Here is a 12,498-nt window from a genome sequence, read left to right as displayed (position 1 = left end):
CACACGTGTGCGCCTAGCGTCGCGGCCGGACATATTCCGACACGATGTCGGCGCAGGGGCGCCGAAGGGGATGGGGGAAGAAGTGCGCAAACTGCTGCCGCTGCTTGGCTCGAATCACGCGGGTGGACGGTCCGCTCTCACCTGTCGTTACCGCTGTGGTGACGCCTGCTTCCACGAAGTGCCGAACACCAGCGACAACGAGTACGCCGGCGACATCATCGCCAGTGCGCTGTCCCGCCGTTCCATGATGCGCGCCGCCGCCGTCGTGACCGTCGCCACCGCCGCGGGTGGAGCCGTCGTCGCGCAGAACGCCCCGGCAGCCCAGGCGGCGGCCCCTCTCGGTCACGGCAGCACCGGCGCCAACACCGGCACAGGCTCGGGCGCACGCGGTCTTCGCTTCACCCCCGTCGCGCCGAACACCGCCGACCAGGTGACGGTCCCCGCCGGTTACGCCCAGAATGTCGTCATCCGCTGGGGCGAGCCCATCCTGCGCGGCGCCCCCGCCTTCGACGCCGACAAGCAGACCGCCAAGGCGCAGGCCGGGCAGTTCGGCTACAACAACGACTTCCTGAGCCTGCTGCCGCTGGACCACGGCCGCCAGGTCCTCGTGGCCAACCACGAGTACACGGACGAAGTCCTGATGTTCAAGGGCTACGACCCGGCCAACCCGACCCGCGAGCAGGCCGAGATCGCCTGGGCGGCCCACGGCCTGTCCGTCGTCGTCGTCCAGGAGGAGCGCAAGAGCGGCAAGCTCACGCCGGTCACCCGCCACCACCTGAACCGGCGCCTGACGGCGACCTCCGAGTTCCGGCTGACCGGTCCCGCCGCGGGCAGCGCCCTGGTGAAGACCTCCGCCGACCCGACCGGCACCAAGGTCCTCGGCACGCTCAACAACTGCGCCGGCGGCACCACCCCCTGGGGCACCACGCTCCACGGCGAGGAGAACTTCAACCAGTACTTCGCCAACGGCTCCAGCCCCACCGACAAGCGTTACGGCATCGGCAGTGCCGCCACCGAGCGCAAGTGGGAGCGTTTCGACAAGCGCTTCGACGTGGCCCAGGAGCCCAACGAGCCGCACCGCTTCGGCTGGGTGGTCGAACTCGACCCGTACGACCCGGACTCCACCCCGCGCAAGCGCACCGCACTCGGCCGCTTCAAGCACGAGGCCGCGCAGCCGCGGCTCACCCGTGACGGACGCCCGGTCGTCTACATGGGCGACGACGAGCGTTTCGACTACTTCTACAAGTTCGTCTCGTCGAAGCGCATGAAGAAGGGCAACTCGCGGTCCGCCCGCGCGCACAACCTCACGCTTCTCGACGAGGGCACCCTGTACGTCGCCAAGCTCACCGGCGACAGCCCGGCCGCCGAGATCGACGGCACCGGCAAGCTCCCGAACGACGGTGAGTTCGACGGCTCCGGCGTGTGGATCCCGCTGGCCACCGGCAATGTGTCGCACGTCGAGGGCATGACCGCCGAAGAGGTGTACGTCTTCACCCGCCTGGCCGGTGACAAGGTCGGCGCCACCAAGATGGACCGCCCCGAGGACGTCGAGCCGAGCCCCCGCACCGGCCGTGTCTACATCGCGCTCACGAACAACACCGACCGCGGCAAGCCGGGCAAGGCGGCGGCGGACGAGGCGAACCCGCGCAACCTCAACAAGCACGGCCAGATCCTGGAGCTCGCCGAGCACTGGGACGACCCGGCGAGTGACGGTTTCGCATGGCGTCTCTTCCTGGTGGCGGGCGACCCGGAAGACCCGGCCACGTACTTCGCGGGCTACCCGAAGGACACCGTCAGCCCCATCTCCTGCCCGGACAACGTGGCCTTCGACCCGCACGGCAACCTGTGGATCTCCACCGACGGCAACCAGCTCGGCTCGCACGACGGTCTGTTCGGTGTGGCCACGCGGGGCGAGCGTCGCGGTGAGCTGAAGCAGTTCCTCACCGTTCCGAAGGGCGCGGAGACCTGCGGTCCGATCATCCAGGACCGTCGTGTCATCGTCGCCGTCCAGCACCCCGGGGAGATCGACGGCGCGACCGTCGAGAAGCCCGCGTCGGTGTGGCCCGACGGACCGGGCAAGATCGTCCGCCCGTCGGTCGTCGCCGTCTACCGCAAGGACGGCCGCGACATCGGCGTCTGATCCGAAGATCGGCGTCTGACCCGGAACATCCGCGTCCGATCCTGACGCGGATCCTCCGAAGACCCCGGAGAACCCTACGGGCCCGGCCGCTCCCGCCGGGCCCGTAGGGAGGGGTCGTTCCTCCCGGCCGGGCCGGTCGGAGCCCCTCGTCAGGCGGGTCGGCCGGTGAACTCCCGCCCCCGAGCCGCCCCCGAGCCGCCCTCGGGCCCCTCAGTCCAGGCCCGTCGCCTTGCGGAAGCGTACGAACTGCTCCGCCGGGTCGCCCGTGTACGACCACGGCACCCGCGACGCGCGCGTGCCCAGCATCCCGAACAGTCCGCGGGCCGGCTCCGTCTGACCCGCGTAACAGGCCGCATGGGCCAGGTAGTTGAGTTCGGGGATCTCCTCGGGGAGCACCGGCCCGTTCTCGCGGCCACCGATCCACCGCTCCCAGGTCCGCCGCACCTCCGACACCGCCAGTTCGTGCTTCCAGTGCTGGCCGAAGTCCGGAGGCGAGCCCCCGGCACGGCCCCGGCCCAGGGCGCCCTCCGCGACGTACCGGAACTCCTCCACACGTGCGATCTGCACCAGCACCGGCAACGGGGATCCGGGCGGAGCCGCGCCCGCCGCATCGCGCGCCACGTCGTACATCGCGCCGTGCGTACCGTGCCAGCGCGCCGACCAGTAGCGCAGCAACTGCACATGACCTTCGATGTTCTCGTGGTCCCGGCGGCGCAACTCCTCCCACCAGCCGCGGATTTCGCGCCGCCCGACGCCGCCCTCGTACAGCCGCGCCACCGTCAGCAGTGACACCCACGGCATGGGGTCGGCGGGCGCCGACTCCGCGGCGCCGAGGCAGGCCATCACCGCGACATCGAGCCGGTCACGGCTGATCGCGGTGCCCCGCCCCGCCGCGATGGCCTGGTCGAAGACCCGCACCACCTCGGTCGCGGCGCGCAGCACGGCCGCGTCCGGGTTGTCGGGTTCGGCGGCCCGCCAGGCCTCGACCGCGGACGAACCCGCCGCCGCGTGCGACAGCACCCGTATCCGGTGGGTGCGGCGGGGCCAGTTGGTTCCGGTGGCGTGCAGCAGATCCCGTACGCCCTGCCAGCGGCCGATCACGATGTCGTGCCGTGCCTCGGTGAGCGCGCGGTCACCGGAGTCGGGGTCGAGGACGGGCTCGAAGCGGCGGCGGGCGGCGGCCATGGGGGTGCCTGCTTTCTGGGGGTCCCCCCAACGCCGCAAGACGTAGGGGGAGATCTGCCTGCTGCGGTGGGAGGTCAGAAGTCCGTGGCCAGGGCGTCGCGGGAGTTGTCGGGGCGGGTCGACGCGGAACGCGCGTAGGGCTCCTCCGCCTCGATCGCGCGGACCGCGTCGAGCTTCGCGGGCCGGTAGTACGCGCTGCCCCGCCGCCAGTACCAGAACATCGGCACCAGGCCGGCCGCCAGACCGCCCAGGCCGATCCAGAGTGCGGCGCGGCTCAGTTCGCCGAGCGAGGCGAAGAAGGTCCAGAACATGAACACGGAGCCCAGCAGCGGCCACAGCCCCCCGAGGAGGAAGTTCCGCACGGACGTCAGCAGCATCTTGCGGTACGCGACGACGGCGGCCAGCCCGGCGAGGCCGTAGTACACCGCGATCTGCAGGGAAATGGCGCTGACCGCGTCCGAGAGGATGTCGCCCACCGTGCCGAGCGCCGTCGCGGCGACGAACATCGCGAGGGCGACCGCGCCGACGACGGCGATCGCGACCCAGGGCGTGTTCCAGCGGTGGTGCACCGTGCCGAGCGCGGAGGGCATCGTACGGTCGCGGCCCATCGCGAACAGCGAGCGCGTCACCTGGATGAGGGTGGTCTCCAGGGTGGCGACGGTCGACAGCATCACCGCGACGATCAGGAGCTTTCCGCCGACCCCGGGCCAGATCTCGTCGCCCAGCACACCGAGGACATTGCCGCTGCCCGCCTGGATCTGCTCGGAGCTGAGGATGACGTTGACCGCGATCGTGAACGCCTCGAAGAGGAGGAAGACGATGCCGACACCGATGAGCGCGGCCAGTCCGGCGGTCCTGCGGCTGTCGCGGGTCTCCTCGCTGAGATTGCTGGTGACGTCCCAGCCCCAGTAGTAGAACGCGGCGATCAGCGCGCCGGAGGCGAATCCGGTGGCCCCGTCGAAGTGGCCGAAGCCCAGCCAGGACCAGTCGAAGGCGTGCGCGGAGCCCTTGTGCAGCAGAGCGGCGACCAGGAAGAGCACGAGCACGGCGAGCTCGACGCCGGACATCAGCAGCTGGGCACGCACGGTGAGCCGGGCACCGCCGAGGACGACGAGCAGCATGATCAGGAACCAGCAGGCGCCGACCGCGGTGGCGAGCCAGGTGTTGTCGGCGAGCCCCGTGTCGAAGAGCGCGAGGGTCATCGCACCGGCCGGCAGCGAGCCGGCCACCATGAAGATCGTCGCGGAGACGACCAGGGCCCAGCCCGACAGGAAGCCGAGGAAGGGGTGGAGGGTGCGGCCCACCCAGGAGTAGCTGGCCCCGGCGTTGACGTCGATCCGGCCGAGGCGGCTGAACGCCAGGACGATGCCGAGCATGGGTATCGCGCAGTAGAGCAGCGCGGCGGGGCTCGCGAGGCCGACGGCCCCGGCCAGGACGGCGGTGGTGGCCGCGAGCGAGTACGCGGGGGCACTGCCCGCCACCGCCATCACGATCGTGTCGGACGTACCGAGGACATTGGGCTGGAGCCCTCTGCCGGAGTTGCTGCTCATCGAATGTCCTTGTGTGGCAGGGCATATGGCGATGGATCAGTGTCGTCCGCCGAGCTGAAGCGATTACTCCGCTACGGGAGACGGAGCGCATCGTAGTCGCCCCCCGTACCCTCGTTGGTATGGCGGATGACGAAGGGACCGTTGGGACGGCGGAAGGGACCGTACGGGTCGACAGCTGGATCTGGTCCGTGCGCCTCACCAAGACCCGTTCGCAGGCGGCGACGGCCTGCCGGGCCGGCCATGTCCGTGTGAACGGCGAGCGGATCAAGCCCGCGCACGCCCTGAAGGCGGGGGACGAGGTGAGGCTGTTCCACGCGGGCCGGGAGCGGGTCGTGGTCGTCTCCCGGATCATCCGCAAGCGCGTCGGCGCCCCCGCGGCGGTCCAGTGCTACGTGGACAACAGCCCACCGCCCCCGCCGCGTGAGTTCGTGGCGCCGCTGGGGGTACGGGACCGGGGAACGGGCCGCCCGACGAAGCGGGACCGGCGCGACCTGGACCGGCTGTACGGCCGCCAGGGCTGACCTGGCCGCTCACCGGTGCGCCGGGCCCGGCCGTGCTGTCCTGCCGGTCCGCGAGGGCTGAGCGCGCAGTCACGCCTGTCCGCGAGAGCCGGCTGCCCTTCCGGTCGGCCGGGCCTACCGGGCGCCCTACCGGGGCGAGGCGATCGCGCGGGCCGCCGTCACCTCCTGGCGGACGGCTTCCAGGACGCTGCGCTCGTCGCCCTGGAGAGCGGACGTCCGTGCCACATGGAGGTCCGCACCCGAGTGCAGGTCGCCGGAGAGGTCCCTCAGTTCGCGGGCGATCGCGGCGACCTCCCCCGGCTCCGGCGAGGGCGCTCCGTGGGCGACGCGCACGCGAGCAGCGGTCGTCGCGTCGGCGATGCGCTCGACGGCGACGACGAGAGGCCACCAGGCGGCGGCTCGGGCGCCGGTCGGCGGTGGTTCGGTGAGCGCCCGCTGGAACTCGGAGCGTACGGCCGAGAGCTCGCGGTAGAGACGGCGGCGCGACTGCGCCCGTACGCCCTGGTCGTCGCCGAAGGACAGCTCCAGATAGCGCGCCGCGTCCTCGACGGAGTCCGCCAGCCGGGCGCCGATGCGGGAGTGCCAGCTCTCCGGCCAGAGCAGATAGCCCGCGATCAGCACGATCGCGCAGCCGATCAGACTGTCGACGAGGCGCGGCAGCAGCAGTCCGGTGCCCTGTCGGTCGAGGAGGTCGGCGAGGAGCAGGATGACCGGGGTGATCGCCGCCGTCTGGAAGGCGTAACTCTTCGCGGAGAAGGCGGGGATGAGCGCGGCGAGCACCATCATGACGGGGACGTCCCACCAGCCGCGCGGCACCTCGGCGAGCACGGCCGCCGCCACCACCAGGCCCGCGGCGGTGCCCAGGGCCCGCAGGACCGCCCGGGAGAAGACCGAGCCGAAGTCCGGCTTGAGGACGAAGGTGACGGTGAGCCCCACCCAGTACGAGCGGTCCAGCACAACCAGGGAGACCAGGGCCTGGGCGATGCCGATGCAGAGCGCGAGCCGCAGGCCGTAGCGCCAGGAGGCCTCGGAGAGCAGCACAACGCGGGCGGCGCGGCGGGCCCGGATGCCGAGGGCCGCGGGCCGGCCGAGACGGTCGTCCACGTTGTCCGGGTCGGGGTCGCCCGCGTGGACGACGAGGGCCGCGTAGCGCACCGCGTCGTCGACGGCCCGTTCGGAGGGAGTGTGGGGATGCGGCAGGTCGAGGCCGGGGTCACCGGTGCGGTCCGCCTCGACAGCGTCCGCGAGCGTCCGCACGGCGGCGGGGATCGCCTCGGGCAGGGTGCGGGCGCGCAGATGGGCGGCGGGGGCCGCCTCGACGAGGGGAACGAGGGCGTTGAGCTGGGCGAGAAGCCGTACGAGAGACGGATTGCGGCCGTGGTCGCGGGCGCGACGGGCGAGGACCAGATCGTAGGAGGTGTTGAGCGAGGCGGTGACCGCCTGGCGGCGGGCGTCGTAGGTGCCGGAGTCGCTGCCCGCCGCCGCGAGCAGAGCCGCGACGGCGCGGTAGGTGGCGGCGACCGCCGACCGCTCCGGTACGCCGCCGCGCAGCGGCCAGCCGAGCAGCGCGAGCGCGAGGACGACCATGCCGCCGAGGGAGAGCAGGAGCGGCGCCTTCCACCAGGGGCTGGGCATCTCCAGCCCCGCGCCGACCACCGCGTTGAGCAGGAGCAGCAGCCCGGACACGGAGGCGACCGCACCGATCGACGAGATCATCCCGGAGACGAGCGCGACGAGGGTGAGCACGCCGACGGCGATCCAGCCCTCTCCGTACACGAGGGTGCCGAGGGTGACGCCGACGGCGCCGAAGAGCTGCGGCAGCGCGATGTTGAAGATCCGCATCCGATAGGCGTCGGCGGTGTCGCCGATGACCCCGGAGAGCGCGCCCATCGACACGACTGCCCCGTACGCGGGCTGGTCGACGGCGAACCCGACCGCGAGCGGGGCGGAGAGCGCGACGGAGGAGCGGGCGACGGCGGCCCACGGGATCGGCGCGGGCTGCGGACGCAGGCCGCGGACCAGCCAGGGAGGCGGGGAGAGCCGTCCGCGGTCCGTGGCCATCTCGTCACCCGCCGTGCAGTTCGAGGTCCACGAGCAGGGCCCGGTGGTCGGTGTCGGCGAAGTCGAGGAACCGGACGCCGGTGACCCCGAAGTCGCCGCTGACCAGGACATGGTCGATCTGCGCGCCGAGCGGGCGGGGTACGGTCGCGGGCCAGGTCGGGGTGCGGGACGCGCCGGCGATGCGGGCGCTGTCATGGAGGGACCCGGCGTCGAGGACGCGGCGGAAGGCGGCGTGGTCCTGGGAGGCGTTGAAGTCCCCCGCGAGGATGGTGGGCGTTCCCCTGCTGCCGGCCGCGTACGCCCGGACCCGGTCGAGCTCCCTGCGCCAGGCCCCGGTCCCGCCGGGCACCGGCGGCAGCGGATGCGCGAGCTGGAGCCGGACCGTCCGGCCCCCGATCAGCGCCTCCGCGCCCGGCATGGCCAGCTCGCCCGGGATGCCGGGGGTGACGAGGGTCAGCGGGTGCACGGAAAGGATCGCGGACCCGGCGGCGAGGCGGCGCTCCACGATGCGGCGGTAGGGATAGTCCGCGCGCGACAGCCGGGTGCCGAGGGCCTCGGCACAGGCGGGGGAGCATTCCTGCACGAACACCAGGTCCGGCTTCTCACGCCGCACGGCCTCGATGAGGTCCGGCGTGGCCCGGCCGAACTCCACGTTCGACGTGAGCACCCGGAGTGGGGCGACGACCGGGCCGCGCGCGTGCGTCGACGCGGCGCCGTAAGGCTGTACGTACCAGCCCGTCACCGCCAGGACGAGGAAGGCGAGGACGACGAGCGCGCGGTGCCGGGCGAGTGCGGCGAGGAGCAGACCGAGCCCCGCGGGGATCAGCAGCCACGGCAGGAACGCGAGGAGCTGCGGCACGGGGGTGTATCCGTCCACGTCGGCGACCCGGCAGCCGACGATCACGGCGACCCCGCAGACGAGCAGCCCGGCGGCCCAGGTGTTGATCCGGTGCCGTGGCGAGGGCCACGGCCCGGAGGCGGGCGGCACGGCGGACCCGGGTGCGTCCACGCACCGGGGTGCTCCGCCGCGGGGGCTGCGATCGGGCTCCATGCCAGGCAAACGGACAGAGGTACCGAAGAGTTCGCCTGCGTGTGCGCCACCGGCGGCATGCGCCGGCCGGCCGGCTCGGGGGCAGGCGAGCTGCCTCGTGGGGGGATGTGCGCGGATACGGGTGCGTCGGCGCCGGAGGCCGGCGGGCCCGAGTTCCTCAACGAGCCCTGCCGGCACCGTCAGTGCCGCACCGCCTGGCCGATCTCGGCCTTCGGAGTGCCCGACAGGTCGCGGTTGCTGCGGGCATCGGCCGACTTCGAGCCGCCCGCCGGGACATCGTTGATCGTGACGACGGTGGCGTCGAGCAGGTTGCCGTCGGAATCCTTGTAGTTGACCGTGATCGTGTAGTCCGCGGCGCTGGTGGTGCTGTTGGTCGCCGTGATCTCGGCGACGGCCTTGCCGTCCTTGATCTCGGTGGACCCCGCCTTCACATCCCCCTTGGCGTTGATCGCGCCCTTGATGTCGGACAGCTTGTCCGTCGCGGACGCGGCGGCTTCGCTCGCCTTGGATGCCAGAGAGTCGGGCGTCTCGCCGGTGTCCGAGCAGCCGGTGATCGCCGCTGCGATCAGAGCGGCGGCTACGAGGGCACAACGGGCGCGACGGGCGTTGCGGGTGCCAGGGGTGTCACGGGCCGTTCTCATACGCCCCAGAGTGCGCCCGAGCAACGGATTCGGCCACTTGGCGGACAACCGTCACGACTGTTCGGACACCGGCTGCTGTTGGGACACCGGCTGCGCGGCTGCCCCGGGCCGCGCCTGATGCACGGGCGCAAGTCTGCGCAGCGCGTCGACGAGGAGCTCGACGCCGAAGGCGAATTCCGCTTCGTGGTCGTTCACCGCGAGGATCGGCGCGACCTTCGCCACGGCGGGGAAGCCCGAGCCCGCGAAGTACGCGGTCCGGGTCTGCTCAACCGCCTCGTTGTCACGGTCGGCGGCGGTCGGTGGCGTGTGGAACTCCCGCAGCAGGGAGCCGACCTGGAAGGCGACGAACAGCCGCAGCGCGTGCACGGCCGTCGCCTCGTCGAAGCCGTGGTCGAGCATCATCGCGAGCATCGTGTCCACCGGAGCGAGCGCGGTCGGGGTCGACAGCTGGCGCATCAGGACCAGTTCACCCGCGCGCGGGTGACGCAGCGCCGCCTGCCGGAAGGCGTACGCGATCGACCGGATGCCGTCTTCCCAGCCACCGGTCATACGGTGTGGCATGCGCATGTCCGTGGTGATGAACTCGGTGACACCGTCGAGAATGTCCGCCTTGCTCTGCACATGGTTGTAGAGGGACATCGCCTGCACGCCGAGGCGTGCCGCGATCCTCCGCATGGACAGCGCTTCCACGCCCTCCTCGTCGATGATCAGCAGTGCCGCTCCGACGATCCGCTCCCGGGTCAACGGTTCGCGGGGGCTGCGGAGTTCACGGCGCGATCCGTGGGCCATGGGTGGCGGCTCCTCTTTCGGGTGGCTACGCGCGGTAACGCTTGACGGCTTACAGCGTAAGTGCTTCGCTCCTGTCTCGTACTTACGGTGTAAGTGGCGCAACTGCAGTGGAGGCAAGGCGAAATGCAGCCATCCACATCAGCACGGCCACCATCCTCTCCCAGCCCGGCGTCACGCCGGGTCTCCCCCTGGAAGCAGGAGGCACAGATGTCTGTGCGTACCACCCCCGCCCCCCAGCGGCGCTCCTCCCTGACGGTCCACCACCTGGACTGCGCCCCCATGCGCCCCCTCGGCTGCGGCCCACTCGTCTCGCACTGTCTGCTGATAGCGACCGGCAGCGGGCTGGTCCTCGTCGACACCGGCCTGGGTGCGGCGGAGGTCTCCGACCCTCGGCGGCTCGGTGCGCTCTTCCGCCGCACGATGCGGCCCGAGCTCGATCTGTCGCGTACGGCGGCCCATCAGGTGCGGGCGCTCGGCTACGACCCGTACGACGTGCAGGACATCGTCCTCACCCATCTCGACCTCGACCACGCGGGCGGCCTGGCCGAATTCCCGCAGGCCAGGGTGCATGTGATGGCCGACGAGTACCGCTCGGCGATGCGCCGCGACACCCGCCTCGAGGCGAGCCGCTATCTACCGGCCCAATGGGCGCACGGCGTCGACTGGGTCGTCCACGACACCGCCGACTCCGACTGGCTCGGCTTCCCGGCGTCCAGGGTGCTGCGTGCCCCCGACATCCTGCTGGTGCCGCTGCCCGGTCACACCCGCGGCCACAGTGCGGTCGCCGTCCAGGAGCCGGACCGCTGGCTGCTGCACGCGGGCGACGCGTACTTCTTCCACGGCGAGCTCGACCTCCGCCGCCCGCGCTGCCCCCGCCCGCTCGCGCTCCACCAGCGGATGGTCGCGGACGACCACGAGCAGAGGCTGAGCGAGCTGGAGCGGCTGAGGTGGCTGCGCCGGCAACATCCGCGGCTGGTGCGCATCTTCTCGTCGCACGACGCTCAGGAGTTCAACCTGCTGGCGAACGGCGATTGACGGCGAGGGGCGGCGGCTGACGAGGACGGGCAGCGGCTGACGGCGGCCGACGGCGACGGAGGCTGTCAGGGGGCGACGCCCCAGGGGCCCGAGGCCGGCCGCCCGCGCGGCTGACGAGGGCTCCCTCCGCGGCCGGGCGGCGCGGGGCGCGGCGGACAGCTCGAACCCCCGCCGCAGGGACAGGGCGGGGGTTCGAGGAGGGCCGGCGGGGCCGTCCGGGGACGGCCGCTGCCCCGGGCGGTCAGACGCCGGCGTAGGACTTGTCGCTCGCCAGCGCCCAGATCACGAAGACCGAGATCGCCATCGAGCAGATCGCCCATACCGGCTGGTAGGGCAGGAACAGGAACTGGGCGATGATGTTGAGCGACGCCAGCGTGATACCGGCGATCCTGGCCCACTCGGCGCCCTTGAGGATCCCCCAGCCCGTGACGGCGAGGACGACCCCGAGGATCAGATGGATCCAGCCCCATCCGGTGAGGCTGAACGAGAAGACGTAGTCACCGACGCGGGTGTAGACGTCGTCCTTGGCGATGGCGGAGATGCCCTCGATGATGCCGGTGATGCCGACGATCATCATCAGGACACCGGCGAAGAGCGTGCCACCGGCTGCCCAGCCGCCGCCGACGCCCGGTTCGGTCCGGCGGGTTGACGTTTTCGGTGCTGTGTTCTGGCTCATGGCGCCAGCATGCGGCGAATGGCTGCAAATCGGATATTTCAGTTAGGCCATTCGGGGGACGCCCGCAGCGCCGCGCCCATCTCCTCCGGCGGCTTCCGCGACGCTCCCGCCGATCGCGGAAAGCCCGCCTGATCCACTTGCCACACCGGTGATGCGGGTGTCCGCTGGTGGATGGAGTAGTGGACGGAGCGGAAGGAGCTCGGTCATGGCTGCACATGCGGCGGTGCCGGCGCGGCACCACGGCTCTCTCGGGTGGGCACTGCCCCTCGCCATCGGAGTGATCTACGGCTTCTACACGTCCTTCATGGCACGTGAGGCGAGTGAGCCCGTGGGCGGGCAGCTCGTGATCGGCTTCGTCTCCGGGGCGGTGCTGGCAGGGCTGTGCTTCGCGCTCGGCCGTTTCCAGGAGGCGCTGCCGCGCGAGCTGCGGGCAGCGGCGTATGCGGCGCTGATGGGCATCTCGGTGGGCTATCTGTACAGCCTGAGCGGGCGCAGCATCCTCACGGTGATCGCGCTGGCACTGGTCCTCGCGGTCTCCACGTTCCTCGTCACGTTCTACGTCTTCTATACGCACGAGGACTGATACCGGCCCTACAGGACACACACACCGCGCGGCCGCCGGATCCTGTCCGGCGGCCGCGCGGTGCCGTCTCGCGTCTGCTCTGGTGAGTGCCTCCCGCCGTATCCAGGCGCGCGCCGCCGCGGATGAGGGCCCCCGGCGATGGCCCGGGCCGGCGCGGTCGACGGGCGCGGATCATGCGGACTCTGCGCGGTCGGGCAATCACGTTCGGTTTCATGGGGCCGTGTGCGGTGAGTTTGTGCGACGGGATCGGTCTGAACCTCCTGCCG

The 12,498-nt window shown here is 71.7% G+C and carries 11 protein-coding genes; 4 read left to right on the top strand and 7 right to left on the bottom strand.

The window, feature by feature from the left end; translation table 11 throughout:
* The first annotated feature begins 82 nt into the window (after positions 1 to 82).
* Positions 83 to 2,140, top strand: a complete 2,058-nt coding sequence (locus ACFU5O_RS16400) for a PhoX family protein (RefSeq protein ID WP_384241075.1) — start codon at positions 83 to 85, stop codon at positions 2,138 to 2,140.
* A gap of 210 nt (positions 2,141 to 2,350) precedes the next feature.
* Here the strand turns inward: ACFU5O_RS16400 and ACFU5O_RS16395 are convergent, their stop codons facing one another.
* Both ACFU5O_RS16395 and ACFU5O_RS16390 read right to left on the bottom strand, forming a co-directional pair.
* A complete protein-coding gene (locus ACFU5O_RS16395; RefSeq protein ID WP_384240696.1) occupies positions 2,351 to 3,325 on the bottom strand; it encodes a hypothetical protein in 975 nt (324 codons plus the stop codon).
* Positions 3,326 to 3,399: 74 nt separating this feature from the next.
* The gene (locus ACFU5O_RS16390; protein ID WP_384240694.1) at positions 3,400 to 4,875 is read right to left on the bottom strand and encodes an APC family permease; all 1,476 of its coding nucleotides are present in this window, start codon (positions 4,873 to 4,875) and stop codon (positions 3,400 to 3,402) included.
* Between the two features lie 119 nt (positions 4,876 to 4,994).
* On the opposite strand from ACFU5O_RS16390, the gene ACFU5O_RS16385 reads away from it, so the two are divergent.
* Entirely contained in the window at positions 4,995 to 5,396 is a 402-nt protein-coding gene (locus ACFU5O_RS16385; RefSeq protein ID WP_384240693.1) for an RNA-binding S4 domain-containing protein, read from the top strand.
* 126 nt (positions 5,397 to 5,522) lie between these two features.
* On the opposite strand, the gene ACFU5O_RS16380 is transcribed toward ACFU5O_RS16385, so the two are convergent.
* The 4 genes from ACFU5O_RS16380 to ACFU5O_RS16365 all read right to left on the bottom strand — a co-directional run bounded on the left by ACFU5O_RS16380 (position 5,523) and on the right by ACFU5O_RS16365 (position 9,938).
* Positions 5,523 to 7,457: an FUSC family protein gene (locus tag ACFU5O_RS16380; RefSeq protein WP_384240690.1), complete on the bottom strand. Its 1,935-nt coding sequence runs from the start codon at positions 7,455 to 7,457 to the stop codon at positions 5,523 to 5,525.
* Positions 7,458 to 7,461: 4 nt separating this feature from the next.
* On the bottom strand, positions 7,462 to 8,508 hold the full coding sequence (locus ACFU5O_RS16375) for an endonuclease/exonuclease/phosphatase family protein (protein WP_384240687.1): 1,047 nt from the start codon (positions 8,506 to 8,508) through the stop codon (positions 7,462 to 7,464).
* Between the two features lie 179 nt (positions 8,509 to 8,687).
* Positions 8,688 to 9,149 (bottom strand): hypothetical protein, encoded by a 462-nt coding sequence (locus ACFU5O_RS16370; protein WP_384240685.1) that lies wholly within the window; start codon positions 9,147 to 9,149, stop codon positions 8,688 to 8,690.
* Between the two features lie 51 nt (positions 9,150 to 9,200).
* Positions 9,201 to 9,938, bottom strand: a complete 738-nt coding sequence (locus ACFU5O_RS16365) for a TetR/AcrR family transcriptional regulator C-terminal domain-containing protein (RefSeq protein ID WP_384240682.1) — start codon at positions 9,936 to 9,938, stop codon at positions 9,201 to 9,203.
* Positions 9,939 to 10,145: 207 nt separating this feature from the next.
* Here ACFU5O_RS16365 and ACFU5O_RS16360 point away from each other — a divergent pair, with 207 nt between their 5' ends.
* Positions 10,146 to 10,973 (top strand): MBL fold metallo-hydrolase, encoded by an 828-nt coding sequence (locus tag ACFU5O_RS16360; RefSeq protein WP_384240680.1) that lies wholly within the window; start codon positions 10,146 to 10,148, stop codon positions 10,971 to 10,973.
* Between the two features lie 241 nt (positions 10,974 to 11,214).
* Here ACFU5O_RS16360 and ACFU5O_RS16355 read toward each other — a convergent pair whose 3' ends face one another.
* Positions 11,215 to 11,649, bottom strand: a complete 435-nt coding sequence (locus ACFU5O_RS16355) for a hypothetical protein (protein ID WP_384240678.1) — start codon at positions 11,647 to 11,649, stop codon at positions 11,215 to 11,217.
* 205 nt (positions 11,650 to 11,854) lie between these two features.
* Between ACFU5O_RS16355 and ACFU5O_RS16350 the strand changes: the two genes are divergently transcribed.
* The gene (locus tag ACFU5O_RS16350; RefSeq protein ID WP_384240675.1) at positions 11,855 to 12,232 is read left to right on the top strand and encodes a hypothetical protein; all 378 of its coding nucleotides are present in this window, start codon (positions 11,855 to 11,857) and stop codon (positions 12,230 to 12,232) included.
* Positions 12,233 to 12,498 lie beyond the last annotated feature (266 nt).

This window comes from Streptomyces sp. NPDC057445 (assembly GCF_042802855.1).
In the GTDB taxonomy this organism is placed as follows: domain Bacteria; phylum Actinomycetota; class Actinomycetes; order Streptomycetales; family Streptomycetaceae; genus Streptomyces.
This window is presented reverse-complemented; position numbering and strand designations above follow the sequence as displayed.

What these genes read in the sequence shown, in the direction of transcription:
- ACFU5O_RS16395 (WP_384240696.1), bottom strand. Translation starts at nt 3,325, where the DNA reads ATGGCCGCCGCCCGCCGCCGCTTCGAGCCCGTCCTCGACCCCGACTCC.
- ACFU5O_RS16390 (WP_384240694.1), bottom strand. Translation starts at nt 4,875, where the DNA reads ATGAGCAGCAACTCCGGCAGAGGGCTCCAGCCCAATGTCCTCGGTACG.
- ACFU5O_RS16385 (WP_384240693.1), top strand. Translation starts at nt 4,995, where the DNA reads ATGGCGGATGACGAAGGGACCGTTGGGACGGCGGAAGGGACCGTACGG.
- ACFU5O_RS16380 (WP_384240690.1), bottom strand. Translation starts at nt 7,457, where the DNA reads ATGGCCACGGACCGCGGACGGCTCTCCCCGCCTCCCTGGCTGGTCCGC.
- ACFU5O_RS16375 (WP_384240687.1), bottom strand. Translation starts at nt 8,508, where the DNA reads ATGGAGCCCGATCGCAGCCCCCGCGGCGGAGCACCCCGGTGCGTGGAC.
- ACFU5O_RS16370 (WP_384240685.1), bottom strand. Translation starts at nt 9,149, where the DNA reads ATGAGAACGGCCCGTGACACCCCTGGCACCCGCAACGCCCGTCGCGCC.
- ACFU5O_RS16365 (WP_384240682.1), bottom strand. Translation starts at nt 9,938, where the DNA reads ATGGCCCACGGATCGCGCCGTGAACTCCGCAGCCCCCGCGAACCGTTG.
- ACFU5O_RS16360 (WP_384240680.1), top strand. Translation starts at nt 10,146, where the DNA reads ATGTCTGTGCGTACCACCCCCGCCCCCCAGCGGCGCTCCTCCCTGACG.
- ACFU5O_RS16355 (WP_384240678.1), bottom strand. Translation starts at nt 11,649, where the DNA reads ATGAGCCAGAACACAGCACCGAAAACGTCAACCCGCCGGACCGAACCG.
- ACFU5O_RS16350 (WP_384240675.1), top strand. Translation starts at nt 11,855, where the DNA reads ATGGCTGCACATGCGGCGGTGCCGGCGCGGCACCACGGCTCTCTCGGG.